Raw genomic sequence first — 22435 nt, 5'->3', positions numbered from 1 at the left:
ATATTGGGCACTTGGGGCGAGGATCATGTTGTTCCGGCTCGTTGCGGATGATTTGCTTTTTCTTGCGCTTGTTGGTCATTGCTCACCACCGTTGGGATAGTGTTTTTTCATCCAGCGATTTCTGCTTTCGAGCGTCGACTTCGTGCCGAATAGATCGTCAAAGATCTCAGATTTATCTTGCTCTGAAATGTCGGTTGTGCTGTGCCCACTCGCTGGGAGATCGTCATCAAACAAAGCAAAAGCAAAAATAATTAGTAGTAAACCTTCCATCACTTTGTCTCCTTCGCTGCGCGCTTTGCAGCAGCAGTCCTCCAAGCGGCCAACTTCCGCTCTCGCTTTTCCTCACCCGATTGCCACCACTTAACGGCCATAGCAGAAACCTCTTCTTCAGTGGCGCCAACAAACCTACTTGGTAGAAACCCCTTCGGGTCGTTCGTCTCGCCATGATCGAGATTGCTTTTGGTTTTCTTTGGTTTTTCACCGACGATGTAGGCGATCCAGCAGATTTCGGGCCGAGCATTGGCGGAGTGATAGGTGATGATTTTCATGATATCGCCCCTGGATATTCGCGCCGTAGCTCATCCCATTTACGAGCGATTTCACGATCTAAGTTGCCGCTCAACCTACGAGGTTCGCCACTGTAGCCGGGCATGGAACCTTCAAGCTCACGACAGGCTTTAACATCACAACGCTCGGAGCAAACATGCCCGCCGTAGTGACAAGAGGGTGCCCTGATCAATCCATATTTGCGATGGTTCATGATCCATGCACTTTTCCCGGTATGGTAGGGGTGGCCTTCCAAAACACGGCCACAGCCACGGCAAGTCGCTTTCTCGCTCATAATGCTTCTCCAATATATCTAGCGTTTGAGATAACAATCGTTGCGGCTTCTTCGTCGCCCGAATGAAGCCAAAGCAGTGCTGCAACAAGCAGCGGGTTAATCCCTTGCTCACGCCAAAATTGTTTTTCATTCATGTTGTGCTGACGGTCGTGTACCGACCTATGCAAAGGCACCACCCAGCAATCGTCCGGCTTCTCCGCCCCGCCCACACCACGCTTTGCGAATAAGGGTTCCCGAAACTTGATGTGGGCGGGGTCAACTCGGCCTGTGCCTGGTATTAGAGAGGGCAGCGAGGCAACGAATTGCAGGTGTTTTTTGCAGGTCCGTTGTGGACGGCGAAATAAGCCGATGCGGTCGGTTGAAAATGCCGTGTCGGGACGTTTTACTTGTCCAGCCATCACACCACCACCACCGTAATTTTCTCAGCAGCGCGGGTCACCGCAGTGTATAAATGATTTTGAGCGCTATCTCTGAAGACACCACTTTCATCAAAAACAAATACATTATCCCACTGACTTCCTTGTGCTTTGTGAACCGTGATGACGTAGCCAAAATAGTATTCATCGAATTTTTTACGAACGCGCCAATCTAGGTTTTCTTCATCGCCAGCAAAGAATTGATTTGGGGTGTCAACTTTTACCGGATAGCGATGATCTTCGGGCAAAACCCTCATCGACTGACATTTAATTCCGGCAATAGTTTCCTCGGAAACATGTTCAACGGTTGCTATTTGACCATTAAAAATGTGCTTGGTTTTATTGTTTTTTAAGCAGATCAGACGGTCGCCGGTCACTGGTTCTCGGTGCGGTTTACCGTCTATTTTCCGAATGCGATCATTGTATTGAATACGGGTAAGATTTTTACCGCATAGAATTTGGTCACACTGCAACATTTCCTCGCGATCGAGATCACTGCGCGAGATTATTCGGCTGGCGCCATAGTTCCCAATCTGCAACCGCTTCCCTTCACGAATGTCGATCGATAATTGGACAATGGGGTTTTCAGCAGCTTGTCTATGGATTTCGGTCAGCATTACATCTGGATCGGCATTAATAAAAAAGCCTTCACCATTTACGGGTGGAAGTTGAAATGGATCGCCCAAGACCAGAATTTTGGTGCCGAAAGATAGTAAATCTTTTGCTAGGTCTTGCCCGACCATTGACACTTCATCAATGACGATAAGTTCGGCGGTCGCAGCAGGACTATCCTTATTAAGCTTGTAAGTTCTCTCACCGCTTTTCTTTTGCCCAACATTGTAGATCAGGCTGTGAATGGTAGACGCGTCATGACAACCGTTTTTCTTCATGACCAGTGCTGCTTTGCCTGTAAATGCTGCATAGCAAACAGATCTGGCACTTTGCGCCAAATGCCGCGCTAGGGTGCTTTTCCCGGTGCCCGCATACCCAAACAATCTGAAAATTTGAGGTGCCGTTGGGTCTATAAGCCACGCAGAGACAGCTTTCAGTGCGTCGTCTTGTTGAGGTGACCATTTCATAGCGTCACCTGCAAATTGTAACCAATTTGTTCGGCAAGCTGGTGCGTGCGTAGTGCTTTAAACTTGCCCATTAATTCGGTGTGCAAGCGACTCCCATCTTTGACTACCTTCAGCCGGTCAATGATTTCAACTATCCGAGGGTCTTCGTCCGCAGGCGGATCAATCCAAAGAGTGGCTTTGTGCTCTTCAACTGTTCGCTCTTCTCGCGAATGGTTGCAGATCGCGTGAGCGGCAACAATGTTGTCCCTGCAGTTCCCTCCGCCATCTGCCTTTCGCAATAGATGCTCGGCTGTAGACATTAAGAGTTTCAACTCTGTTCGGGTCACACCTAGCCGCGCCATGGCAGCTGTCTTGCTTTCCACCTCTCCTTCCCACATAGGCTTGTTGCAATAGAAGCAAAGTCCGCCTTGGCGAATGAAGGATTCTTGCCGACGCTTAATGATCAGTTTTCGGTTATTCGACGCCATTGCCGATCTCCTTAAACTTGCGAATTTGTTGATAGTGGAAGACATATGAACCAACCCATACGGTCTTAGGTTCGGGATGATGGACAACGCCAAAATGCGTTTTGAACTTCCCCCCAGTGAAGACCTCGACTTCGATCATTGCCTTGCCATTGGAAAGCTTGACGAAATCTTTGCGGTTGTAACGTTGAATGAAACTCATCCCTCACCACCGTCGACGTTGCCAACCTCGGCATCGTATGCCGCAAACCACACGTCTGCTTCTGGTTCGCCTTCGTCCCAAATGGGCGGCAATTCGCGCGGCTTGCCAGATGCAGCAGCTCTGCGCGCATCATCTTCAATCGCTGTATTTGGATCTACATCGGGCTGCTCATCGCCCAGTGTTTGGGCAACAGCATCGGCTTGGAAACCGGTTTGGGTTTGTCTTGAGTTGCGCGAGGTAAGGCGAGCAGCTAGACCAGAGTTTTCTCCGTGTTGCTTGGGTGTGATGTCCTTTGAGCCTTCAAGCTCATCGGCAGCGTATATGCCCAGAATTACATCTGGAAAATGCCGACGAGCCATTCCGCGCGCACCAAAATAGAACAACTGCTGATCTGGATCGTTTTTCCAAAGTGGAGAGTTTTGGGGCTTAATGTCCTTGATCTTTGGGCTGACATATTCAACCTCTTGTCCGTTCTTGAGCGTTGCCCAAATTCGGATTGATCTTTCTTGCCCGTCGCCAAAATACTCGCAGTTTGGACGGCCATCAATGGGCGCTCTGTTTAGAATAACAGCGTGCAACAGCTGGGCTTCGAATGCGAGCCTGTCATTAACCGAATAGCTTTTATTTGCCACGGCAAACGGGCTCATTTGCCACTCAAACGCTTGAATGACGATCGCTAGACATGCGCCGGGGTTTGCTCGCAAATGCTTTGGCACGGCCACGTCTGAAACCGCCATCATTTTGGCAAACTCCATGACCTGCGACATGTTCTCTACATCAACGCCGCCTGTGCGTGTCGAAAGGGCAAAGGACTTTGCCGCCTCTGGATCAACCTTGTTTGCAATTCGGGCTTCAATGTCGGTTGTGACAAGATGATTGTTGCTCATAGTCCGTAAGCTCCACGGAGTTCGTCCAAGCGGCGGCGAACGTCGTCGCGTTTCCACTGTGGAAGGGGTAAGTTTTGCGCGTCGTTTGCGCTTGCTGTTGAGGTTGGCCAAGTGTTACTGGTCAGGCACTTTTTGAAGATGCCAATCGCCACGAAGATCATGTCTTCGCCGAGAATGATGTCTTCTTGCTCTATGGTCTTTACGCTGGTGGCGTATTGCTCGTTAGACTGCACAAAAACCAAATGAAAGCCGTCCATAACGCGACCAAGAACGGCGGACGACCCCATGCCAACGGTTGCGCCTTGAACGAAGTATTCACGTTCTGCATTGGTGCTTGTCAGCTTGTGGTTGCCGATGCCAACACCGCTCGTTTTGAGGTCGGTATAGTCATTGCTGGCCAACGGAATGTTATCGGGTCTAGCCTTGAGCCAGACGCCATCATATTGCCAGATAAACGAGCACTCGATTTGCCCCTGCAGCATTCCAGTCTCATTGATCAATGGGGTATTTGCCAAACCACTATTTGGGCAGTTCTTTTGCCACGGCAGTAAGCCGGCCATTCCACGAATGGATTTGACTTGTTCAGGCGTAAGGACTGCCAAGCCCATCTCTTTTTGTTCGGCCAGCCATTCTTTGCAGGCGGTTCTATTGCTCTGCCAATTGGAACCATCCAACTTCGCAGGTCGTTCGACGAAGTGTTCCCTAAAGTTCTCTTCGCCCAGCAGTAGGTGGTGAGCAGCACGTCCAAGAATGAACGCCGCCTTTTCGGGTTGTTCTTCCCGATCAGGATTGAGAGGGCTGTGTTTCCAAAACTCGGCAGGGCTGCGCAGGATTTGGCGCAGACCAGAACTGCTCAATGAAGGGCCATCGCAGCATTGCTGGTGATACCATTCGATCGGAATGTCGTAGAAACCATTCTCGATGACAATTTCGCCATCTTCAATTGTGATTGGCTTATCCACTATACGAGCTCCATGTGTGGCACTTCGCCCTTGAAGAGCATTTCGCCAATGCGAATAGCGTCAAACATTTCCAACTCGCCGCGCGCGCAAAGGACAGCGATGATCTTGGTTAGGCGAGGGTCTTGAGCCTCTTCTGTGTCTTCGTCGGGGTCGCCAACTTCAAATTCAGTGGGAGATGTGTCAGCAGGGTCGATTTGCGAGTTCGCTGGTGCGGTTTCCTGTGCTTCAGGTGCGTAGGTGGCCTGATGCTGCCCAACAGCCACCTTCGCAGTCCGTTCTGGCTCGGGGGCGCTATCCTTTACTTCGGCAACAGGGTCGGCATTGGCAGCCTCTTCTTCAGCCTTACGTTTGGCCTTTTCAGCGCGAAGAGCTTCCAGCTCTTTTAGCTCTTCTTCGCGAATACGGTCGTCTTCTTTTTGCTTGGCCTTGAGGCGCAACAACTCTGCAGCTTTATCTTCGTGTTCTTTGACACGCAGGTAAGACGAGTTGAGAGAAGAGATGGAGTAATCACGACGCTCTTTGGCAGCGTCCAAAAAGTCGCCCATGTCCATAGCGTCCAGGTCCATGGCTTTTAGGGTCTTTAAACGATCCGCGATTTGATCCGAGGTGTCGTCCAATCCTGAATTGCCCAAGATTTTAATCTCAGCCAACGTCTTTTGGCGGCGATCGTCTTTTTCAGCTTCAGCAGCTTCCCAATCGGTGAGGGGTTTCTTCGCTTTGTCGCGAAGACCATTAATGCGTTCTGCGGCTCTCGCGATAAACGCATTGTTAGCGTCTCGCTTTTTGGCCAACTCTTGGTTGATCTCTTTACCGGCCTTATCAATTCCCACCCGGGTTTTGTTGATCTTGTTCGCAAAAGAGATGACGGCCCGACGTGACGTATCGGTGGATAGGTCATAATCAAACTCTTTGATTTCTTTCTCGATATGAGAAACCAATGGGTCCAATAAATCGGGTTTTTTGAACAAAAGGCTTGGCTCTCCGCCAATGATTTGTTGGATTTGTTGGACTTCGATGCTCTCATTTGAGACTGCTAGTTCTTGTGTATCGGTCATGTTGGGGCTTTCGTGAGTTTATTGATTAGTTCCAAGGGGTACTGTCGTCGTCGGATGGCTCATACGCATCACCAACAACTGTTTGAGGGTCTTGAAGCTGGTCCCAGCGTTCAAGCTGCTCTGGGGTTCCGCGCTTGTAATCCAAGCGTTTTGGCTTGCCCTTCGTGTAGGGCTTTTGCTTGAAGTCAGCGCCAAGGCTCTCGGTTGTCCGAATAGCGGAAGCCCAAATGTCTTTTTTGATTTGGGAAAAGCCGTTCTCGACTGCAGCCTTCAAAGTTTCAAACTCATGCCGAGACACACCGCCTGATTGCTCAAGTTCGTTTAGACGAACAACAACACGGTTGCGGAGCAAGATGCTGTAGCCTGTCACCAACGTCATGGTGAGGTCTTTATTGAGGTGATACTCGCGCTGCTCACGACCCTGTTTGTCGGTGTAGATGCGCTCAAATGTGAGCCGGTCTAGGCTCAACGCTTCGAACATAACTTCAATATCTCGAAGTACATTCTTGTGTTGTTTCTCACAAAGCTCTGCGATTTCTCGCGACGACATTGTGGTGATGTTTGATGGAATGTTTTGCAAGTCGTTCATGCTGCGCGTCCTGCTGGTATGTCGGCATCAATTGCCAAGTACCACTCGCCAAGAGTGCCGACCATTTTGTTGATTTGGAGGATTTCGGATAAGGGCAGGGTGCCGATTAGTCTCGTTGCCCGTCGCTCCCAGATACGCCGCTTTTGCTCGATAATGTCGAGCTGCACCGTCTTGGAGGTGACGTTGCACAAGCGTTGGAAGATATCAGTGAGCTCTTGGTCTAGGTAATCAGAACCAATCTGAATGAAGGGCAAAACACCATCGAGTTTGAACAGAGACGGCGTTGTACAGTTCTGCAAATAGGTAATAAAAATCGAGGTCATTTTTGACCTCGTGTTATGAGAGTTTCTAGTGATGGAACTTCTAGTTTCATGTTGTCAGCCCTGAAAGCGTCTTGCTTCGATGAAAGCAATGAAAGCATAACTTTCAGAGCTGTGCAAGTGAAATTGAAAGCACAACTTACATTTTTTGGTTGACAACATGAAAAATTTGGAAAATAACTCCCTTCTAGGGAACTTACGAAGTTGAGCGCAAGCGAAACTGAGGAAGTGACCGGCCCTCACGACGGGTATCGGCAAGCGCGCTCTGAAGAGCGCTTGATACACGGTAGGGAGTAAGAAATAATCTCTTATGGAAGTTGATTATTATGAATCCGTGTGCGCGCATTCTTTAGTTTTTTTCTCCTAAAAATTATTCGTCAAATTTGACAATTTGAGCTATTTTGCGTTCAAATTGTTAGATTGGTAGGCGGTATTTTATGAATTTGAGCGTTTCATCCTGTTTGGTTGTAGGTGTAACTTTAGGTGTCTTGATGAGCCCATCTGCATTTGCGACAACGCCCGGATCGTGTTCGGGTTTTAGGGAAAAGGTCGTGCAAGTCGCGTCTGAATATGGTTCTACCGTTACGCCTAGCGCCATTCCTTCGTGGTTCAAGTATGGGCCCATGGGGGATAGTGCGAATAGGGGTGGGAAGGCATATGGGGCGCTTGTTTGCGGGCCAGATGATACCGTTGTCGAGACGTTTGAGCTATGCGCGCGGCCTGCTTTCCCTGGCGCAGCAGATGAGTTTCAAGAATTACTTGGGATTGTGGGAAATCAGTTGGGCGTAGGATCTGATGTGGCTTTGGAATACTTCGCCAAGCTCTACACGAGGTTTTTGTCCGGCAGGGTTGCTGGTGATTTGGGTGGTGTGACTTCCACCAACGCCATAAACGGGTATGAATTTACCCTCAAAACCACCCCCGACGATGGGGTTGGCACATACCATCAAGTTTGTTTGTTTATCGCCAAAAAGTAGTGGTCTAAAAAAGCCGCCCACCCATCACCACATAGTCTACTGAAACCACATGGTCGTGATCGAACTGTAGTTGTTTGGTTGGGTTGAATTGTTCCAAGATCAGCTCTGCCGAGTTGTGGCGGACAAACTTCTTGATGTACGCGCAAATGGGTCCATCTTCCTCAGTTTGTATTTGCGCCACCACGTAGTCGCCCTTTGAAACGCGCTTTTGTGGATCGATAAATAGGGTTTCACCATCCTCATAACGAGGTTCCATTGAATCGCCAGCCACGGTTACAGCGTAAGCCCCGCGTATGCCCGAAAGGACAGGCGGGGCTGATATATCATCGAGTTTATTACCATTCAGCACAAATTCACCATCTGCGCCACCAACTGCGTGCCCATACAATGGGATCTTGATTGTGGGGGTTGTTTCGACAGAGCCCACAATAGTCGCGTTGGATGGCGGTTCCAATTGACTTAAAATATTACTTTGGCCACTCGGGGGGAGCCCCTGACCAGTGATTAGCCAGTCAACACTAGTATCAAATGTGCTGCTGATAATTTCAATGCTTTTCCGTCCGATTGGTTTATTTCGCTCCCAATTACCCACGGCCCCTCGGGAAACACGTAGGCGCTCAGCAAACTGTTCCTGAGTGAGTTTCAAAATGTTTTCTCGCAAATGTGTGATGCGGCTGCCAATTGATTCCATAGCTTTCATTATTTAACTTTCCTTTCTTTCAATCACTGAAACTTTTGCTTGCATTGTTCTGTAAGCTGTGCTTTCAATGACGCATGAGCAAAGAAACAACATTTGACCTTCAAAAAGCGATCAAGGCCGCTGGCGGCCCTGTAAAGCTTTCCCGCTTTCTTGGTTGCATCTCGTCACAAGCCATTTCAGCCTGGGTAACGTGCCCACCAGCCCGTGTTCCGAGAGTTTCTCGGTTCATTGGAGTGCCAATGGAGACAATACGCCCAGATTTATACGACGAGTTAGAAACAGAACCCGCGAACGCTGAATAACAGCTTTCATTGAAGGTGGGTAAATCACTTGTTGCTCTCGTTAACTGAACACTAACAAACCCACAAACCAGGAGGTCGGATATGTTTGACGGAAAAACGGATAATCCAGCTGACGAGATGAGTGGACTTGTTCGGTTGCTGGCAAAAGGGATGCCAGAAGGTTCGAAGCAAGACAGAATTTTCCCATACATCGCACGCAAGCTCAGAGTAACGAGCCGTAGGGCCAAGGGCTTTTGGCAATCCGAATCCGATTGCATTCGCTCTCAAGAAATGGACAGAGCGCGCGCACTTTCAGACATCGCGGTTTTGGATGGAGCAATACATGCGCTTGAAGAAGCAGAACAACACCATTTGCGTCGGGCTGAGTTCTATCGCGCTCAACGCGAAGCTATTCGCGGCAGAACAGTGGCATCGCCACGCCGCCAAACTTATCGGGCTGATCCAGACTTTATTCAAAGCGGTGCGGGGCAAGTAGGCCACGCATAGGTCAGTCCACATCTAGGTGGACCAATGACAGAGATTACCAAATTTCCTAAACCAAAACGCGCACCTGAACCCGATGGGCATGAGCGTCGGCTAAGCGATTTAGAGCCAATCACCCGCGAACAGCTGGCAGAGGCTTTAGGGCATCTTGGTGATGCCGCCACATTGATCGGCAGAAATGTCGTTCACTACAAGGAGCTGACCATAATTTCACATCTTAAAGACATCGAAGAAACGCTCCTTGAAACACTACCAGGTGGGGAGCTCTTCGAAAGGTGTGAAGCATGCGCCACGCCGCTCGGCCCCCACGACAACTTCACCACTTACCAAGATGGCGTCTACGTCTGTTGCGAGTGTGAACCAACCAATCCCCAACCCAAATAGGAGATGCTCAGATGAGCAACACGTACGACGAGTCCGATTTAGACCAGATCTTTGAAGAACTATCTGCGGAAGACGACAAACTGGCCGCAGCCAAGGAACTTCACAAAAAGAATACAAAGCAAATCAAGGTCCGGGCAAAGAACCTTGGCGTCCCAACCGGCGCTTTGAACGGCACAATTGCGACCATCAAAAAACTACGTAGCGCTGTCGATCAAATGGACAAAGTTCGCGACAAGGATCGTGAAGACTTTAACGACATGCTGAAAACGCGGATTGCCAAGGACAAAGGGCTCAGCGGCACGCCGTTGGGCGATGTTCTTGAACGTCGAGCAGATGACAAGCTCGACGAGCAAAATGCTCGCGATGATCAAGAACAGCGCGAAGGTGCAGAAGCCCTCAACAGCTTGTCCGTGGTGCAATAATGAGCACGCTCCTCTCCCTAGATATTGCCACAAATATTGGTTTCGCCTTTGGCCTAGTGGGTGAGGGGCGCAAGCCAATGAAAAGTGGCACCCATCGGTTTGATGGGGAAAGTGCCATCATTAAATGCGCAAACGCATTGGTGTGGACCTCAAAGATGATGGACGAACTTCAACCAGATCAGGTTGTGCTTGAATTGCCATTTCTTACCCCAGATGCAAAAGGCAACTCCAATCCAAACACGATGAAACTCACTATTGGATTACATGCCAATATTTCAACCGCTGTATTTCTTAAGTCTCGCAAAGAGCCGGTCGGTTATTACCCGTCGACTGTGCGTAAGCTCTTTATCGGGAAGGGCACGCCACCAAGAGCAACAGCAAAGCCCTTGGTGCATTCTCGTTGTTGCGAACTTGGCTGGGCAGACGACGAAACTGGCTTTGACGAAACCGACGCGCAGGCGATTTGGGCTGCAAGAGCTTGTGAAGTTTCAATTCCATTTCGCCAGTCATTTGTTTCTCGGATGCCGGAAAACGCAGACGCGATTATGCGCGAAGTTAAAGCCAAGCTTGATGACCAAAAAGCCCGTCGAAAAGCGAGGGCAGCAAAGTGAGCCAGACTGTAAAAGACGCATATGAAGCTGGCACTTTGGATGCTGCAAATATCTGCTGCAATTTCCTAAACAAGCACGGTTATGAAGACGCTTGTGCAGCGTTTGTGGCTCACTGGAACCAGTTGGCAGACCCTGTGGCCAAAGATGCCGATGGGGCCAAACAGCAACGCGCGCAAGCGCAAATGCAGGGCTACACAGGCGATGCCTGCTCCGAATGCGGCAACATGACAATGGTTAGAAATGGAACATGCCTCAAGTGCCAAACTTGCGGTTCGACAACGGGGTGCAGCTAATGTCTCTTAACACCAAAATCGAAGTTTTAAATCGGATTGCATTGGTTGATGAGCTTCTAGGGCAGCGCAAATACAACATCGAATTGCTTGCGGGAAAACTGGACCTTGAACATGCTGCATTGGGCAAGTTGCGCGATCAACGTCAAAAACTAGACCAATATGTTGCACACCTGAACGAAATTCAAGAAATGCTCGGCACTGATCCTGCCGACATGGCCCCGCCGCCAAATCCCTCCTCCGATGTTCCTCCTCCCTCATCGGTTGGTGGCGGGGAACCAATTGCGATTGAAGTCAATCATGCAGCTTCGATTGCCAAAATTACAGATGTGGAAGCTTCCGTCCCATCGGTTTTACCCAGCACTGAGGCAATCGCGGAAGTGAGCGAAGAAAGCCTTAACGCCAACACAGGAGGCGAAAATGTAGACGATGTTAAGTCGACAGAAAGTCGCGATGTGGCTGTCGTTAAAAATGAGGCCGACAGCCACATTCCAAACAAGGGGAAAAAGCCAAAAAAACACAACAAGGTGACAGTCGAAGACCGAATTGTTCTGTACTTAAAAGACAACCCAGGGGCGGATCTGGATGGTGTTATGCAGGCCGTCAAATGTACAGCATCTTATGTTAGCCGAGTATGCAGAATACACGGAATTAGGATGAAACGACGGCCATATAGAGGGGGTGTCGAACTACCGCCAAAAACAGACCATGAGCGTCGAGCTAGTGTTGACCCGGATAGTATTCGTGGTCGCATAATATCGATGATTGAGTGTTCCCCCGATATGTCAGTTGGGGACATAGCATCAAGTTTGAGCGTTCGGAATGTTTACGTTAGCCAAACGTTGCATGAATTTGGACTAAAGGCAGGCAAGGGCATTGCAGTAGCGAAGCGCGAGCGAACAGCGCTTCGCAAGAGACCACTCGTTCAACCGCGAAAATCAACTTCAGCTTTGTTTTATATTGCATCCTGCGAAGACCCAGAGATGTTTCTTCAACAGAACATCTTGGCCATGAAGAAGATGAATAAGCTGTCTTTTACCGATAGCCGCCAACACGCTTGGCGTGGTTCTGAAGCTCAGGCGGGTGGTTGCATAAATTACCTTGGCGAGATCGGCGTGGGCATCGAACCAGTCGAGGCAATATAGTGGCACAAAACACATCTTCTGCTGTGATGGCCCAACGCCACGACAAAGACGACAAAACCGATTACTACCCAACTCCTTTGTGGGCAACGCGCGCTTTCTGCAATTGGCTCGAAGGTAATGTTGGCTGTTTGGATAAACTCAGCTGCACAGAGCCTGCGTGTGGCGAGGGCCATATGTCTCGAGCATTGAGTGAGTATTTTTCTTCGGTCGCCAGCTCGGATCTAGTGGATCGAGGGTTCGGTCAAGTTCAAGATTATCTGATAGGGTATGAAGGTAAGTCGGACTGGGTGATCACCAATCCACCATTCGCTTTTGCCAAAGAGTTCATCCTAAAATCGTTTGAAGTTGCGAGCCATGGTGTAGCCATGTTGGTGAGGACTTCATTCCTTGAAAGCGAAGATCGGTATCTGCAGCTTTTCAAACCTTTTCCTCCGTCGTTCGTAGCTCAATACGTTGAACGTGTGCCCATGTTCAAAGGTCGCATAGATTCATCAGGTGGCACTGCCACCTCCTATTGTTGGGTTGTTTGGCTCAAAGAGGATTTTAATGGCGGCGGCCACACGCGCCTGCATTGGATCCCAAAAAGCAAGAACAAGTTTGTACGAATGGGAGATTGGGATTGATGATTTTCCAACTCACCAGCAAATCACTCGAAGATCCCGAAATCTTCAATTCGGTCTGTCAATTGCCAGATTTCATGGAAATGCATCAATTCAATTATGACCATGCGATGCGCCTTCAGCAGTGGCACGATAGCCAGCTTGAGCGTGGTTTGATCATTAAGCCAAGTGTGAAGATGTTGCGCGAGGCGCATGTGTTTATGAAGAGCGCAAGCGCGTTCGCTGTCATGCACAAAGACCCCGATAGGTTTTTAAAACTTATGGCGGAGGTCAACAAGCGTGGCTGATATTGATTTCGCCAGCATGATATTGCCGATCGCCAAAGAATTTTGGGGTGACCCGTCTGACGAACGCGGCAATAAGGTGCGTTGGGGTAACGGTGGCTCCCGAGTGGTCAACACCGACAAGGGCGTCTGGAAGGACTTTGAAAGCGACTTGGGCGGTGGCGTCATTGAGCTGATAAAATGCGAAGAGGGGTTATCTCATCATGCCGACGCCATGAAATGGCTCGAAGAGCATGGTTATATTGTTGGCGACCCTAAATACACTAAAGGAAAGTCCGATCAGCGCGCGCCAGATTATGACGCGCCTGCCAATGACCCTGAGCCCGAGCCTGAAAAGAAGCCCAAGGGCAAGTTCACGATCGTAAATCGTTACGACTATTTCGATGGCGACAGGCTGATCTATCAAGTCAGACGCATACAATTCAAAATGCCTGACGGAAGTTGGGAACTCAACAAGTCGGGTAAGGTTGACAAGAGATTTGCCCAATGCCGCCCATCTGGAAAATCAGATGGTTCATTCGTTTGGTCGCTGGAACCGGGCAAATACATGCGGCCTAAGGGCAATGGGGATTGGAAGAAGTTTGATCAAGAGACCTTTGATGCTCTGACAAACGGCGAGACAGTTGAGCTTACTGGCGAAGTGACGCACAGCCTTTACCGCAGGAACGAAATTGAGCTCGCTGGCGAAGCCGGCAAAACTATCTTTGTTGTTGAGGGCGAGAAGGCTGTTGATGCCTCCGTTGCCCTTGGGATTGAAGCCACCTGCAATAGCGGTGGTGCGAATAAGTTCCATGATGATTTGTTGAGCTCGTTTCGCGGCTCAAATGTTGTCATTATCCCTGACAACGACCCGCAAGCAGTTAATCCAAAAACTGGTCAGCTTAGATTTCATCCAGATGGTCGACCAGTTATCCCTGGCTTAGACCACGCCAACTTTGTTGCACGCAAACTGCGGCACATTGCTGCCTCTGTAAAAGTCCTAATCCTCCCAGATTTGCCATTGAAGGGTGATATTGTTGAGTGGATCGAAGCTGGGGGAACACTAGAAGAGCTAAACAGGCTTGTCGCTGAATCCCCTATTTGGGCACCGCATTCCTGTTTTGGCGCAGTCCAAATGAGTGAAGTTGCTGGTCGCAAAGTCAAGCACGATTGGTTGATCAGGGACATCGTTGAGCGACACGCTGTATTTATGTTGGCAGGGGAGTCTCAAGCCGGAAAAACATTTGTGGCCATTGATATGGGCATGCGGATTGCTTTGGGACAAGATTTTGCCAAACAAAAGACACGGCAAGGCTTGGTGATTTATCAAGCTGGGGAGGATGCCAACGGCGTTCTGCTTCGCCTTGAAGGCTTCCGTCGAGATAAAGGTATTCCTGAAAATGCGGACATTCCGTTCGTGGTTTTGACGGGAAAACTCTTTTTGAACGACCAAGCAAGTGTGGATGCGTTCATTGCTGAGTGTAATGTCTGGTCAGAATACTATGGCCAAAAAATTGAGGCCATTTTCATTGATACGTTCAAGAAAGCGACCACAGGTTTAGATGATATTTCCGGCAAAGAAGTTGGGGCTGTCATGGCGCGGTTGGAAGCAATTTCAGCCCAGTGCAACACCACTGTAGGGGTTGTTCAGCATATGACAAAGGACGGGTCCAAGATGATTGGTCACTCGTCGCTTTACAACGATGCGCAGAACGTCATCTTTGTTAACAAACTGCGCGAGCAATCAAAAAGTCGTTTCAACACGCCTGATTTTATTAAAGATGAAAATGGAGACGAGGTTCGTAAGGTTCGCTTAGACAAATTGAAAAACGGCAACCCGCGCGACCTGTTTTGCTTCATAACCCGAGAGTTAAAAGTTGGGGTTGATGACGAGGGCCATGACATCACAACTTGTGTTCTCGATAATCCCGCCAAACATCGCGAAGTCAACGAAGAGCGACCAGATCGCTTATCCGACTATCATATTTTGATCATGGAAGCCCTGCGAATGGCGACTGAAGAGAGCGGTGTACCAACACCATCTGGCATGACAATCGGCCCTCAAATCAAAAGAGTTTGCCCTCAAAAAAGCTTAGTAGGTGCGGTGCGGCGAACTTGGGAGTTTTCAGCGCCCGAGGACGACGCTGAAGCACGTAAGAAGGAATTGGCAGGAGTTCTGAAGCGCAACGTCACTGCGCTTGTCTCCAAGGGCTACATTGGCCGTGATAACGACAAGGGGGTGATATGGGCCATCAAATCACCCCATGAGCGCAAGCCTCCACCAATGGCGCAGGAAGAAGACCCGCCAGATCCGTTGCCCGACGATGTTCAGCGAGAATACGGCTTAGACCCAGACAACCCACCATTTTAGGACTTCAGATGCGGCGAAAAACAACAAATATCCGACGTAAGAGATCGCGGAGTGTAAAGGGCAAGGTCGCCGCTTTTGTTGGCTACCAAAAGGGCAGGGGCACGACCTCAAACGACATTTCAAGAATGCTTGGCGGTAGGTTTGGCGCACCCAATATTCGCCGCATGTGTTCGCGTTGGGGGTTGCCCGAAGATGACCGCAATTCAAAAGTTATTCCGGTGAGGGTTTCCAATGCGCGTGCAGCTCAGTTAAAGGTGTTGGCAGGTCGTCGAAATATGGCGGTCGAAGATTGGGCTGGTCGCGTTCTTGAGGTTTGCATCAAGGACGACATGTACAACGCTGTTGTTGACGAGGACTAGTTAGTGATCATTCCAGATTATGCCAAGGGCAATCAAGAATTGTGGACGCCAAAGCTCGTCAAAGAAGCTTTGGTGAGCGCCGTTGTGGTGATCGAGTTGACTGCAGGGCGCGTTGGCCCAGGCGGTGTGAAATGCGCTTGGCCTGAGTTCACAAGGGAATTTCTGACCAAAGACGAATTGGCATTTGAGCATATTCAAGCAAAGAACGATCGGCCACGGCACCGCCGAATTGGTTCAAGGCAAATTCAGCGCGCAGAGCTGGTCATGTTTGGCGGTAAGACCCCAAAAGGGCCGATGAAGGCTTGGCTGGCTGGTCCAATGATTGGTCATCCAGACCTACAGCGCAAACTCACCATTTGGTGCTTGAACGAAATGAAGAAAGAACTGGGTAGGCGGTCCACCCCAATTCGTCAGATTTGCATTCGGAAAAAGTGGGCCTATTCAACATTTAATTATCAACGCGATAAGGCTGCCGGCATGATTGCCGAGCGGCTTAACAGGCATGAAGTGGGAGTTTGGTGATGGCAAATTTAATGGATAAAGTCCGAGAATTGGACAAGTTGCGTCAGAATATCAAGCAATGGAACGACCAATACAAATTCAGTACGTCCTCCGCTGGACCCGCGCTACGTGAAAAGATTTCGGAACTAAACTCGCAAGAGCGCAAGCTTCTTGAAGAAATTGATGGATTGGTTTCTACACCAACTGCGCAAGCCAAAACAGAAGGCCAGCAACCACCAGCATAATCAGGCCATCTCTCAGATTGTTTGAAGGTTTTCCAACATCGGGCGACTTCCTTATTTCCGCCTCAAATTGTGCAAGCACTTCGTCAACATCGGCGGAGTGCTTTTCTTCATCCTGAATCGGTTCAAGCGGCTTGAGATTGTCCTTCACCCGCATACGGTTGCGGAAATTGAAATGCGCCTGTTCCATACCAACATCAACACTTAGTTTAAGCATTGCTTTTCGTTCATCGGCAGTAATTGGCCCGACCTGCGAGGTTGGCAAGTTCATTTTCACCCGCTCAACTGGCATTGGAACACCATCGTCGAGCAAGGTAGAGACAAGCGCTTCACCAACGCCCATTTCCAACACTGATGCTTGAACATCGATGTCAGGATTTGGCCTAAAGGCCGAAGCCGCTGCTTTGACCAAACGCTGTTCCTTTGGCGTATAGGCGCGAAGGGCGTGCTGGATGCGGTTGCCAAGCTGCGCGAGGATGCGATCTGGTACGTCGCTAGGCGATTGTGTGACGAAATAGACACCAACCCCCTTGGACCGGATTAAACGCACCACACGCTCAACAGCTTCAATTAGGTGCTTTGGCGCATCTCTGAATAGCAGGTGCGCCTCATCAAAGAAAAACACCAGCTTTGGTTTGTCGGCGTCTCCCACCTCTGGCAAACGTTTGAGCAATTCATTCAACAGCCAAAAAATTATGGCGCCATAGAGCTTGGGCGTGTGCATGAGCTGGTCGGCGTGCAAAAGGTTGATATTGCCCAATCCATCTGTGGTTTGCATGAATTGTTCGATGTCAAAAGGCGGCTCACCAAACAACGCGCCACCGTCTTGGCTTTCAAGGGCCATGATATTGCGTTGGATGGCATTGATTGAGCTAGCGGTGACATTGCCATAGGTCGAGCAGACAGTTTCGCGCTCTTCGCCCATGTCCTGCAATTGCCACCTTAAATCATCCAGCCCCAGCATATAGTCGTGCTGGTCGCGTGCGCGTTTAAGCGCAATCTCTATGGTGCCCGATTGCGTCGGGTTGGCATTGAACATATTGGACAGAACTAGACCACCCATCTCTTGGATGCTGGTTTTGATCGGCTGGCCATGCTGGCCAAAAACGTCCCAAAACACCGTTGGCATTGGCTTGGCAATACCGGACAAGTCGCCTTTGATGTCGGCGGCAAATACTGGCACCCCAGCTTTAGAGAATTGTTCGGCCATTGTTTGCAGGGAGACGGTTTTGCCTGTACCTGTCGCACCGCACACAAGGCCATGACGGTTTGCTAGTCGGAGCGGTAGACCAATCTCTTTTCCATCGGCAGTTTTGCCAAGTTTGATTGTTTTCATTGGTGTGTCCTTTGCTGTTGCCAATTGGCGTTGCTATGGATTTAGCGTTCGTCATCCTCAACAATACGCGACTTAGTGATCTCTTCCATTGTGTCAAGTGTGGCTTGATCTACGCCTAGCTGAGACAACAAAAAGGCATGGTGCGGAATTACCATTGATCCATCAAGCCAGCCTAAGACTGTTCGTGGCCGCGCGCCGGTCAACCAAGAGAAGAATTGGGGAGAAATGTCCGCATTGTCCAAGGCTTCTGACAATTCATTGGCGCTGGCCAATTGGTATTTGTCGCGCAATTCTGGGGCATCAATTCGGTTTTGTAAAACTTCAATAAGGACTTTCTGCGCGGTGAATGTGGCCTCAAATTCTGTGTTAAATTTTTGTCGCTGGCCACCTACCATCACATATCCAGGCACAAGCCCTGGCGCTGCATATTGGGCATGGAACCCGCCGCCATTTGCGGGCATTGCCTTTGCGAAAAATCGCTTTGCGGGCTTGCCCGATAGTTTGTTTTGCATGTGTTTGCTTTCATTTGGGAATCGGTTTGCAGATATTACATTGCAAGGGCAGGGCTAGTCACCCTTTGCAGGAGCGTCGACATCGGCCAATTGTTTTCTGAGGTCGCTGTAAACGTCAGAATTATAGGCGGTGCCGCTTTCTATGGCTGTGATAAGTTCGCGGACTTGATTGGTTGATAAACACGTATGACCAGTGATATTCAACGTATCTTCAATCTCATGGTCAATGTGATGGTGCTCGTCGTCTTCATCGGTTGCACTAATGATATTGATGTTAAGCGGCATGTCAAAATCTGAGTGCTCAACGTGAACGCCACCATTCTGAATTATGCCCCGGTAGTCAACGCTTTCCAGCTCATCGATGTCATTTGCTTCAAGTTCAATTGTCGCATAGGCGCGGCTGTCAAATCCTATTGAAACTTCGAATTTCATTGTGCTTACTCCTCGCTCCATTCGGGAAATTCAACAGCATCGGCAATTGGGCCGCCGTCGACATCTCTCGGGTTAATTTCACATTGGTAATGCGTGTTAGAGGAGCTAACGAGATCATCAAAATCCAGCTTCTTAGCATCGCAAAAATGGCGCAGGTCGATGAGCATATCCTTGACTTCATCGCCGCTGATTACGTCGCCTTGCTTCCCTACAGTGATCTGATACACCTTTAGCGGCTCGACTATGCGTTGGGCGCGGTCGTTGTTTGTTGGGTCATCGTTGCTCATGCGGCTTGCTCCTTGCGACGTTCAATCTCCAAAAGCAAATGCAGAACGAACGGTTTCACCTCAACAAGTTCACCCCGTCCGTAATAGTAGGGCAGCGCGTCAGTTGTTTCCAAAAGATCGACAAACCACGGCACAAAATCATAATCGAACGGCACAAATAGCTCTCGCTCGTCGTCGGTCATGTGATCATTGTAGAGCGTGTGAAGCGCTGGTGTTAATTTGATCAGTAGGTCGCGCAATTCAGCGATCCCTATGTCGCTTCGCAGTCGGTTGATGTTTGGATATTTGGTTTCGTGCTCAGTCAAAGTGCAATCGCTCACAATTTCAAAGAGGCACAAAAGGTCAAACGATTGGCTTTCGTTCAGTATGATTGGGGTCTTGAACGGCTTGCCTGTATCAACCTGTACTGGATCAATATCAGCCTCGCAATTGTCACAATACGCGCCCTCAAGATTGTTCCCCGGTTCCATGCATTGGTTGGCTTTGTCCCATTTGACTGTAGCGCCCCAAACAATCTCTTCGCCGCCGCACGTTCGGCATTTAAACTCTATTGCATTGGTCATGTTCGTTTGTCCTGTTCTGTTGTCAAGTTGACGGGGTAGGGGCATTGCTGCCCCATTGTTAGGCGGTGGCGAGCGTTTAGACCTGGATTGGCATTACAACGCCCTGCCAGCCCTCAGCGCCTTCAGCAGTGATCAGACAAGGTGAGCGCTCGTCTTCAGCGCGATAGGTAATCGAGCCAGCACCGCACACGGTCAAAAGGTCCGCCAAATATGTTGAATTATACCCGCATTTGTAAGGCAAATCGCCTTGAGCGTTGATGTTTGTCGTTGAGATTGAACCGTTGATGATTGTCTTTAATGATAGGCCATCCTCGGTGTTTTCAACGACAATCGCCTTACCTGATTTACCAGTTGCCAAGATAGTTACATCTTTGATTGCTTGCAAAAACTCAGCTTGTTCAATTTCCAATTCAGCTTCCGGTTTGGAATAGTCAAAATTGGGTTTTACACGGTGGTAATCTGGAAATGTGCCTTCAACCAACTTTGAACGAATTGTCACGTCACCAACGCGCACCACAAGGCGGTTTTCGCTCACGTCAATTGAAATTGGGCAGGTTTGGCCCTTTAATATCTTTTCGAGCATTTTGATTGTGTCGCTTGAGATAATGACCCCGGGCATGTCTTGCGCATTTTGTGCATATTGTTGAACATATAGGCGGTGCCCGTCAGTGGCCGCGAACTTCAAAAACCCGTCCTCATGGTGCATGTAAACGCCATTGAGGTAATAGCGGGTTTCATCGGTTGAAATTGCGCCCTTGACCCGTTGGATTGCTTGAAAAAGGGTTTGCGCTGGCATTACTAGGGTTGATTGGGCGTCGATACGTCGCAAGCTTGGGAATTGGTCCAAATCTTCCATTGGCAAGGTGTAAGAGCGCTTCCCATCGCCAAGCGTGGCATTGTCGCCAATTTCCAAGCTGAATTGATCAGATTTTAGCTTGGTTAGCAGCTTTTCAAAGTCTTTTGCATTGATCACCGCTGCGCCTGAATTATCGCACTCCGTGGCAAATTGCGCCTCAATTTCAACATCAAGATTGTGGCAAGTAATTGTGCCAATACCATTGGCAAATTCAAGTTTGGCGCTGCCCAAAATTGGCACTGTTGATCTAGCATCTGAGGCAAGAATTGCCGCCTTCATTGCCGCTAGGGCGCTGGTGCGCTCAAATGTTACGTTTTGTGCAATTTGTACGTTCTCAATGGTTTGGATTTGTGTTGCTGTGTTCATGGTATTAGTTCCTTTTCAGTTGCCATGTCGGCGGGTTTTGTTGGTCTTTTGGTCTAAATGGTTTGGTTTGCGATCAATTCAATTTTTTGCGCATTGCATCCATTGCAAGGCCGATTATATCGGCGCGTTTGACCGTGTTTTGATTGTCAAAATCACCATCATCTGAATTGGCATAAAGCACTTCTAAATGTGGTGGCCCTTCGTGATAGATTGACAAAACCCATTGGCGACGTGTGGACATACTGCCGTTGTCGTCTAAAAAGACATCAATCCCAAAATCATGACCGTTGGTGTGAGAAATAAAAAACTTTGTTATGTCGTGCATTAGCGTGTTGTTCCTTTTGCTGGTGTGCAAGCTGCGTCCAGTTCACGCGCTGGCCCGTCAAAATCTGTAAAGACTAAGCGTGATGGTTGTTGATCAATTCTGGTGACGATTGCTCGGCATTGCTCCCACGTCATTGGGCCACCAAATTGGAAGTAAATGTGACTTTCCGGTGAGAAGTGAAAAAGCATTATGAGGGCGTATTTCATTGTTCAATATCCCACCAGCCGCGCTGATCTTCTCGGATTATTTCACCACTCGTAAACCCTTCCCGCACCATGCCAGCTATTCGCTCCATCTCGTCTGCAAGTTGGTCGTCGTTTAATGGTGTATCAAACATCGAAATTGAAAGGGTGTGTCTCATTGGGCTTCACCCCGCGAAATTGTCCGCTTCGCAATTTCAACAAACAATGAAGTTGCTAAACTCAATTCAATTGTTAGAGCGTCGTTTTGCTCACTGGGCAAGACGATGCCGTAGCTTTCGCAAATGTCGCAAAATTCCTCAATCATTCTGTCGTTGATCTCGCTGGCCAAGGTGTCCATATTGAATTTGTTCATGCCACCAACTCCATAAACTCAACGGTTTCACGCGCCAATTCTTCGGGATCGTCGCCCCATAGCAACCAACCTTGTTCGTCGCTACTTGGATCAAATAGGACATAAAGCAGGCGTGTTAGCTTGTTGCCGATTGACCTTTCGATCAATGGATCAAAAAGGGGGCCGCGCTTTGCCATAAATTGCTCGCGGGGTAAGATTTCAAAGCCGTATTTTTTAACGATTTCAATGTTGTTCACTTCACCAACTCCGCATGGATTTGTTGAATTACATAATCTTGGCTAATGGCTTGGCCGCTCGTGGTCCTTGCCCAAACGGTTAGACCTGCAAAATCATTGTCAACGCGCTGGCCTTTAGCTTCAAGCTGTTCGGCAAGCCAATTTGAGACAATCCAGTGCTCTAGAATTTCTGTTTCGTGGGGTTCAATGTCATCTATTGCACAAGCGTTTTCAGCAGTCGACGCCAATTCTAGGCCGTTGGCGTTGGACGTTTCTACGCGCCACCAATGGCCCTCTTTTTCGTCAAACTCCCAGTTAGCTTCTCGAGCGGCGCTTTCATAGTCATAGAGTGGTGTAAAGAGGCCGTGCGCTTGCCCAAGCAAAATATTGAGTGGGTCATCACCATGACCCGCGCTGGAGCTAGCCAGCGTATGAACTAGCGAACTTACGCAGTAGTGAACTTCCCGACTAACAAGTTGATCCGGTGTGATTGTCATTTCAAA

Annotated in this window: 39 protein-coding genes; 14 read left to right on the top strand and 25 right to left on the bottom strand. The window is 49.1% G+C overall.

Going from position 1 to position 22435, the window contains the following annotated elements:
* Positions 1 to 75 precede the first annotated feature (75 nt).
* From O4H47_RS00315 to O4H47_RS00260, 12 genes are read right to left on the bottom strand one after another with little or no spacing between them, the layout of a single operon-like run.
* A complete protein-coding gene (locus tag O4H47_RS00315) occupies positions 76 to 270 on the bottom strand; it encodes a hypothetical protein (RefSeq protein ID WP_269391934.1) in 195 nt (64 codons plus the stop codon).
* Positions 270 to 548 (bottom strand): hypothetical protein, encoded by a 279-nt coding sequence (locus tag O4H47_RS00310; protein ID WP_269391933.1) that lies wholly within the window; start codon positions 546 to 548, stop codon positions 270 to 272. The genes O4H47_RS00315 and O4H47_RS00310 overlap by 1 nt, the downstream gene beginning before the upstream one ends.
* Positions 545 to 841 carry a hypothetical protein gene (locus O4H47_RS00305; RefSeq protein WP_269391932.1) on the bottom strand — a complete coding sequence of 99 codons (297 nt, stop codon included), beginning with the start codon at positions 839 to 841 and terminating at the stop codon, positions 545 to 547. The genes O4H47_RS00310 and O4H47_RS00305 overlap by 4 nt, the downstream gene beginning before the upstream one ends.
* Positions 838 to 1239, bottom strand: a complete 402-nt coding sequence (locus O4H47_RS00300; protein WP_269391931.1) for a hypothetical protein — start codon at positions 1237 to 1239, stop codon at positions 838 to 840. The genes O4H47_RS00305 and O4H47_RS00300 overlap by 4 nt, the downstream gene beginning before the upstream one ends.
* Entirely contained in the window at positions 1239 to 2336 is a 1098-nt protein-coding gene (locus tag O4H47_RS00295) for an ATP-dependent DNA helicase (RefSeq protein WP_269391930.1), read from the bottom strand. Before O4H47_RS00295 ends, O4H47_RS00300 begins: the two co-directional genes overlap by 1 nt.
* On the bottom strand, positions 2333 to 2803 hold the full coding sequence (locus O4H47_RS00290; protein ID WP_269391929.1) for an HNH endonuclease: 471 nt from the start codon (positions 2801 to 2803) through the stop codon (positions 2333 to 2335). Before O4H47_RS00290 ends, O4H47_RS00295 begins: the two co-directional genes overlap by 4 nt.
* The gene (locus O4H47_RS00285) at positions 2790 to 3002 is read right to left on the bottom strand and encodes a hypothetical protein (RefSeq protein WP_269391928.1); all 213 of its coding nucleotides are present in this window, start codon (positions 3000 to 3002) and stop codon (positions 2790 to 2792) included. Before O4H47_RS00285 ends, O4H47_RS00290 begins: the two co-directional genes overlap by 14 nt.
* Positions 2999 to 3889: a recombinase RecT gene (locus O4H47_RS00280; RefSeq protein ID WP_269391927.1), complete on the bottom strand. Its 891-nt coding sequence runs from the start codon at positions 3887 to 3889 to the stop codon at positions 2999 to 3001. The genes O4H47_RS00285 and O4H47_RS00280 overlap by 4 nt, the downstream gene beginning before the upstream one ends.
* On the bottom strand, positions 3886 to 4851 hold the full coding sequence (locus tag O4H47_RS00275) for a PD-(D/E)XK nuclease-like domain-containing protein (RefSeq protein WP_269391926.1): 966 nt from the start codon (positions 4849 to 4851) through the stop codon (positions 3886 to 3888). Before O4H47_RS00275 ends, O4H47_RS00280 begins: the two co-directional genes overlap by 4 nt.
* Complete coding sequence (locus O4H47_RS00270; protein ID WP_269391925.1) at positions 4851 to 5906, bottom strand: hypothetical protein; 1056 nt, start codon at positions 5904 to 5906, stop codon at positions 4851 to 4853. The genes O4H47_RS00275 and O4H47_RS00270 overlap by 1 nt, the downstream gene beginning before the upstream one ends.
* Before the next feature lie 25 nt (positions 5907 to 5931).
* Positions 5932 to 6495, bottom strand: a complete 564-nt coding sequence (locus tag O4H47_RS00265) for a Rha family transcriptional regulator (RefSeq protein WP_269391924.1) — start codon at positions 6493 to 6495, stop codon at positions 5932 to 5934.
* Positions 6492 to 6818, bottom strand: a complete 327-nt coding sequence (locus tag O4H47_RS00260; RefSeq protein ID WP_269391923.1) for a hypothetical protein — start codon at positions 6816 to 6818, stop codon at positions 6492 to 6494. The genes O4H47_RS00265 and O4H47_RS00260 overlap by 4 nt, the downstream gene beginning before the upstream one ends.
* Positions 6819 to 7252: 434 nt before the next feature.
* Here O4H47_RS00260 and O4H47_RS00255 point away from each other — a divergent pair, with 434 nt between their 5' ends.
* Positions 7253 to 7792, top strand: coding sequence for a hypothetical protein (locus tag O4H47_RS00255; protein WP_269391922.1), 540 nt, complete (start codon positions 7253 to 7255; stop codon positions 7790 to 7792).
* 4 nt (positions 7793 to 7796) lie between these two features.
* On the opposite strand, the gene O4H47_RS00250 is transcribed toward O4H47_RS00255, so the two are convergent.
* A complete protein-coding gene (locus tag O4H47_RS00250) occupies positions 7797 to 8492 on the bottom strand; it encodes an XRE family transcriptional regulator (RefSeq protein WP_269391921.1) in 696 nt (231 codons plus the stop codon).
* A 74-nt stretch (positions 8493 to 8566) separates the two neighbouring features.
* Here O4H47_RS00250 and O4H47_RS00245 point away from each other — a divergent pair, with 74 nt between their 5' ends.
* The 13 genes from O4H47_RS00245 (at position 8567) to O4H47_RS00185 (ending at position 16488) form a co-directional block, all read left to right on the top strand.
* Positions 8567 to 8794: a YdaS family helix-turn-helix protein gene (locus tag O4H47_RS00245; protein ID WP_269391920.1), complete on the top strand. Its 228-nt coding sequence runs from the start codon at positions 8567 to 8569 to the stop codon at positions 8792 to 8794.
* A gap of 81 nt (positions 8795 to 8875) precedes the next feature.
* Positions 8876 to 9280, top strand: coding sequence for a hypothetical protein (locus O4H47_RS00240; protein ID WP_269391919.1), 405 nt, complete (start codon positions 8876 to 8878; stop codon positions 9278 to 9280).
* 24 nt (positions 9281 to 9304) lie between these two features.
* On the top strand, positions 9305 to 9661 hold the full coding sequence (locus O4H47_RS00235; protein ID WP_269391918.1) for a hypothetical protein: 357 nt from the start codon (positions 9305 to 9307) through the stop codon (positions 9659 to 9661).
* Positions 9662 to 9672: 11 nt separating this feature from the next.
* Positions 9673 to 10083, top strand: a complete 411-nt coding sequence (locus O4H47_RS00230) for a hypothetical protein (RefSeq protein ID WP_269391917.1) — start codon at positions 9673 to 9675, stop codon at positions 10081 to 10083.
* Positions 10083 to 10694, top strand: a complete 612-nt coding sequence (locus O4H47_RS00225) for a hypothetical protein (protein WP_269391916.1) — start codon at positions 10083 to 10085, stop codon at positions 10692 to 10694. The genes O4H47_RS00230 and O4H47_RS00225 overlap by 1 nt, the downstream gene beginning before the upstream one ends.
* Complete coding sequence (locus O4H47_RS00220; protein WP_269391915.1) at positions 10691 to 10987, top strand: hypothetical protein; 297 nt, start codon at positions 10691 to 10693, stop codon at positions 10985 to 10987. Before O4H47_RS00225 ends, O4H47_RS00220 begins: the two co-directional genes overlap by 4 nt.
* Positions 10987 to 12129 (top strand): hypothetical protein, encoded by a 1143-nt coding sequence (locus O4H47_RS00215; protein ID WP_269391914.1) that lies wholly within the window; start codon positions 10987 to 10989, stop codon positions 12127 to 12129. Before O4H47_RS00220 ends, O4H47_RS00215 begins: the two co-directional genes overlap by 1 nt.
* On the top strand, positions 12129 to 12752 hold the full coding sequence (locus O4H47_RS00210; RefSeq protein ID WP_269391913.1) for an SAM-dependent methyltransferase: 624 nt from the start codon (positions 12129 to 12131) through the stop codon (positions 12750 to 12752). Before O4H47_RS00215 ends, O4H47_RS00210 begins: the two co-directional genes overlap by 1 nt.
* Complete coding sequence (locus tag O4H47_RS00205; protein WP_269391912.1) at positions 12749 to 13036, top strand: hypothetical protein; 288 nt, start codon at positions 12749 to 12751, stop codon at positions 13034 to 13036. Before O4H47_RS00210 ends, O4H47_RS00205 begins: the two co-directional genes overlap by 4 nt.
* Complete coding sequence (locus O4H47_RS00200) at positions 13029 to 15383, top strand: AAA family ATPase (RefSeq protein ID WP_269391911.1); 2355 nt, start codon at positions 13029 to 13031, stop codon at positions 15381 to 15383. Before O4H47_RS00205 ends, O4H47_RS00200 begins: the two co-directional genes overlap by 8 nt.
* A gap of 8 nt (positions 15384 to 15391) precedes the next feature.
* Positions 15392 to 15742 carry a hypothetical protein gene (locus tag O4H47_RS00195; protein ID WP_269391910.1) on the top strand — a complete coding sequence of 117 codons (351 nt, stop codon included), beginning with the start codon at positions 15392 to 15394 and terminating at the stop codon, positions 15740 to 15742.
* A gap of 3 nt (positions 15743 to 15745) precedes the next feature.
* Positions 15746 to 16264 carry a hypothetical protein gene (locus O4H47_RS00190; protein ID WP_269391909.1) on the top strand — a complete coding sequence of 173 codons (519 nt, stop codon included), beginning with the start codon at positions 15746 to 15748 and terminating at the stop codon, positions 16262 to 16264.
* Positions 16264 to 16488 carry a hypothetical protein gene (locus tag O4H47_RS00185; protein WP_269391908.1) on the top strand — a complete coding sequence of 75 codons (225 nt, stop codon included), beginning with the start codon at positions 16264 to 16266 and terminating at the stop codon, positions 16486 to 16488. Before O4H47_RS00190 ends, O4H47_RS00185 begins: the two co-directional genes overlap by 1 nt.
* Here O4H47_RS00185 and O4H47_RS00180 read toward each other — a convergent pair.
* The 12 genes from O4H47_RS00180 to O4H47_RS00125 form a co-directional block, all read right to left on the bottom strand.
* Positions 16439 to 17821 carry a helicase HerA-like domain-containing protein gene (locus tag O4H47_RS00180; RefSeq protein ID WP_269391907.1) on the bottom strand — a complete coding sequence of 461 codons (1383 nt, stop codon included), beginning with the start codon at positions 17819 to 17821 and terminating at the stop codon, positions 16439 to 16441. The two genes, O4H47_RS00185 and O4H47_RS00180, sit on opposite strands and share 50 nt — an antisense overlap.
* A 41-nt stretch (positions 17822 to 17862) precedes the next feature.
* On the bottom strand, positions 17863 to 18333 hold the full coding sequence (locus O4H47_RS00175; protein ID WP_269391906.1) for a hypothetical protein: 471 nt from the start codon (positions 18331 to 18333) through the stop codon (positions 17863 to 17865).
* Positions 18334 to 18387: 54 nt separating this feature from the next.
* Positions 18388 to 18765, bottom strand: a complete 378-nt coding sequence (locus O4H47_RS00170; protein ID WP_269391905.1) for a hypothetical protein — start codon at positions 18763 to 18765, stop codon at positions 18388 to 18390.
* A 5-nt stretch (positions 18766 to 18770) separates the two neighbouring features.
* The gene (locus O4H47_RS00165; RefSeq protein WP_269391904.1) at positions 18771 to 19052 is read right to left on the bottom strand and encodes a hypothetical protein; all 282 of its coding nucleotides are present in this window, start codon (positions 19050 to 19052) and stop codon (positions 18771 to 18773) included.
* Positions 19049 to 19615: a hypothetical protein gene (locus O4H47_RS00160; RefSeq protein WP_269391903.1), complete on the bottom strand. Its 567-nt coding sequence runs from the start codon at positions 19613 to 19615 to the stop codon at positions 19049 to 19051. The genes O4H47_RS00165 and O4H47_RS00160 overlap by 4 nt, the downstream gene beginning before the upstream one ends.
* 76 nt (positions 19616 to 19691) lie before the next feature.
* Positions 19692 to 20837, bottom strand: coding sequence for a DNA polymerase III subunit beta (dnaN, locus tag O4H47_RS00155; RefSeq protein ID WP_269391902.1), 1146 nt, complete (start codon positions 20835 to 20837; stop codon positions 19692 to 19694).
* Between the two features lie 73 nt (positions 20838 to 20910).
* Positions 20911 to 21162: a hypothetical protein gene (locus O4H47_RS00150; protein WP_269391901.1), complete on the bottom strand. Its 252-nt coding sequence runs from the start codon at positions 21160 to 21162 to the stop codon at positions 20911 to 20913.
* Complete coding sequence (locus tag O4H47_RS00145; RefSeq protein WP_269391900.1) at positions 21162 to 21368, bottom strand: hypothetical protein; 207 nt, start codon at positions 21366 to 21368, stop codon at positions 21162 to 21164. Before O4H47_RS00145 ends, O4H47_RS00150 begins: the two co-directional genes overlap by 1 nt.
* Positions 21365 to 21523: a hypothetical protein gene (locus O4H47_RS00140; RefSeq protein ID WP_269391899.1), complete on the bottom strand. Its 159-nt coding sequence runs from the start codon at positions 21521 to 21523 to the stop codon at positions 21365 to 21367. Before O4H47_RS00140 ends, O4H47_RS00145 begins: the two co-directional genes overlap by 4 nt.
* Positions 21520 to 21717, bottom strand: a complete 198-nt coding sequence (locus O4H47_RS00135; RefSeq protein WP_269391898.1) for a hypothetical protein — start codon at positions 21715 to 21717, stop codon at positions 21520 to 21522. The genes O4H47_RS00140 and O4H47_RS00135 overlap by 4 nt, the downstream gene beginning before the upstream one ends.
* The gene (locus tag O4H47_RS00130) at positions 21714 to 21953 is read right to left on the bottom strand and encodes a hypothetical protein (RefSeq protein ID WP_269391897.1); all 240 of its coding nucleotides are present in this window, start codon (positions 21951 to 21953) and stop codon (positions 21714 to 21716) included. The genes O4H47_RS00135 and O4H47_RS00130 overlap by 4 nt, the downstream gene beginning before the upstream one ends.
* Positions 21950 to 22429 carry a hypothetical protein gene (locus O4H47_RS00125; RefSeq protein WP_269391896.1) on the bottom strand — a complete coding sequence of 160 codons (480 nt, stop codon included), beginning with the start codon at positions 22427 to 22429 and terminating at the stop codon, positions 21950 to 21952. The genes O4H47_RS00130 and O4H47_RS00125 overlap by 4 nt, the downstream gene beginning before the upstream one ends.
* Positions 22430 to 22435 lie beyond the last annotated feature (6 nt).

Origin of the sequence: Maritalea porphyrae (genome assembly GCF_027213965.1) — a bacterium.
GTDB lineage: Bacteria > Pseudomonadota > Alphaproteobacteria > Rhizobiales > Devosiaceae > Maritalea > Maritalea porphyrae_A.
This window is presented reverse-complemented; position numbering and strand designations above follow the sequence as displayed.

Bases quoted from the DNA above. Each gene is read 5' to 3' on its own strand.
- O4H47_RS00290 (WP_269391929.1), bottom strand. From the start codon at position 2,803: ATGGCGTCGAATAACCGAAAACTGATCATTAAGCGTCGGCAAGAATCC.
- O4H47_RS00175 (WP_269391906.1), bottom strand. From the start codon at position 18,333: ATGCAAAACAAACTATCGGGCAAGCCCGCAAAGCGATTTTTCGCAAAG.
- O4H47_RS00315 (WP_269391934.1), bottom strand. From the start codon at position 270: ATGGAAGGTTTACTACTAATTATTTTTGCTTTTGCTTTGTTTGATGAC.
- O4H47_RS00300 (WP_269391931.1), bottom strand. From the start codon at position 1,239: ATGGCTGGACAAGTAAAACGTCCCGACACGGCATTTTCAACCGACCGC.
- O4H47_RS00295 (WP_269391930.1), bottom strand. From the start codon at position 2,336: ATGAAATGGTCACCTCAACAAGACGACGCACTGAAAGCTGTCTCTGCG.
- O4H47_RS00245 (WP_269391920.1), top strand. From the start codon at position 8,567: ATGAGCAAAGAAACAACATTTGACCTTCAAAAAGCGATCAAGGCCGCT.
- O4H47_RS00140 (WP_269391899.1), bottom strand. From the start codon at position 21,523: ATGAGACACACCCTTTCAATTTCGATGTTTGATACACCATTAAACGAC.
- O4H47_RS00165 (WP_269391904.1), bottom strand. From the start codon at position 19,052: ATGAGCAACGATGACCCAACAAACAACGACCGCGCCCAACGCATAGTC.
- O4H47_RS00215 (WP_269391914.1), top strand. From the start codon at position 10,987: ATGTCTCTTAACACCAAAATCGAAGTTTTAAATCGGATTGCATTGGTT.
- O4H47_RS00145 (WP_269391900.1), bottom strand. From the start codon at position 21,368: ATGAAATACGCCCTCATAATGCTTTTTCACTTCTCACCGGAAAGTCAC.
- O4H47_RS00135 (WP_269391898.1), bottom strand. From the start codon at position 21,717: ATGAACAAATTCAATATGGACACCTTGGCCAGCGAGATCAACGACAGA.
- O4H47_RS00265 (WP_269391924.1), bottom strand. From the start codon at position 6,495: ATGAACGACTTGCAAAACATTCCATCAAACATCACCACAATGTCGTCG.
- O4H47_RS00280 (WP_269391927.1), bottom strand. From the start codon at position 3,889: ATGAGCAACAATCATCTTGTCACAACCGACATTGAAGCCCGAATTGCA.
- O4H47_RS00150 (WP_269391901.1), bottom strand. From the start codon at position 21,162: ATGCACGACATAACAAAGTTTTTTATTTCTCACACCAACGGTCATGAT.
- O4H47_RS00235 (WP_269391918.1), top strand. From the start codon at position 9,305: ATGACAGAGATTACCAAATTTCCTAAACCAAAACGCGCACCTGAACCC.
- O4H47_RS00185 (WP_269391908.1), top strand. From the start codon at position 16,264: ATGGCAAATTTAATGGATAAAGTCCGAGAATTGGACAAGTTGCGTCAG.
- O4H47_RS00270 (WP_269391925.1), bottom strand. From the start codon at position 5,906: ATGACCGATACACAAGAACTAGCAGTCTCAAATGAGAGCATCGAAGTC.
- O4H47_RS00285 (WP_269391928.1), bottom strand. From the start codon at position 3,002: ATGAGTTTCATTCAACGTTACAACCGCAAAGATTTCGTCAAGCTTTCC.
- O4H47_RS00225 (WP_269391916.1), top strand. From the start codon at position 10,083: ATGAGCACGCTCCTCTCCCTAGATATTGCCACAAATATTGGTTTCGCC.
- O4H47_RS00195 (WP_269391910.1), top strand. From the start codon at position 15,392: ATGCGGCGAAAAACAACAAATATCCGACGTAAGAGATCGCGGAGTGTA.
- O4H47_RS00125 (WP_269391896.1), bottom strand. From the start codon at position 22,429: ATGACAATCACACCGGATCAACTTGTTAGTCGGGAAGTTCACTACTGC.
- O4H47_RS00310 (WP_269391933.1), bottom strand. From the start codon at position 548: ATGAAAATCATCACCTATCACTCCGCCAATGCTCGGCCCGAAATCTGC.
- O4H47_RS00160 (WP_269391903.1), bottom strand. From the start codon at position 19,615: ATGACCAATGCAATAGAGTTTAAATGCCGAACGTGCGGCGGCGAAGAG.
- dnaN (WP_269391902.1), bottom strand. From the start codon at position 20,837: ATGAACACAGCAACACAAATCCAAACCATTGAGAACGTACAAATTGCA.
- O4H47_RS00180 (WP_269391907.1), bottom strand. From the start codon at position 17,821: ATGAAAACAATCAAACTTGGCAAAACTGCCGATGGAAAAGAGATTGGT.
- O4H47_RS00230 (WP_269391917.1), top strand. From the start codon at position 9,673: ATGAGCAACACGTACGACGAGTCCGATTTAGACCAGATCTTTGAAGAA.
- O4H47_RS00255 (WP_269391922.1), top strand. From the start codon at position 7,253: ATGAATTTGAGCGTTTCATCCTGTTTGGTTGTAGGTGTAACTTTAGGT.
- O4H47_RS00305 (WP_269391932.1), bottom strand. From the start codon at position 841: ATGAGCGAGAAAGCGACTTGCCGTGGCTGTGGCCGTGTTTTGGAAGGC.
- O4H47_RS00260 (WP_269391923.1), bottom strand. From the start codon at position 6,818: ATGACCTCGATTTTTATTACCTATTTGCAGAACTGTACAACGCCGTCT.
- O4H47_RS00170 (WP_269391905.1), bottom strand. From the start codon at position 18,765: ATGAAATTCGAAGTTTCAATAGGATTTGACAGCCGCGCCTATGCGACA.
- O4H47_RS00250 (WP_269391921.1), bottom strand. From the start codon at position 8,492: ATGAAAGCTATGGAATCAATTGGCAGCCGCATCACACATTTGCGAGAA.
- O4H47_RS00240 (WP_269391919.1), top strand. From the start codon at position 8,876: ATGTTTGACGGAAAAACGGATAATCCAGCTGACGAGATGAGTGGACTT.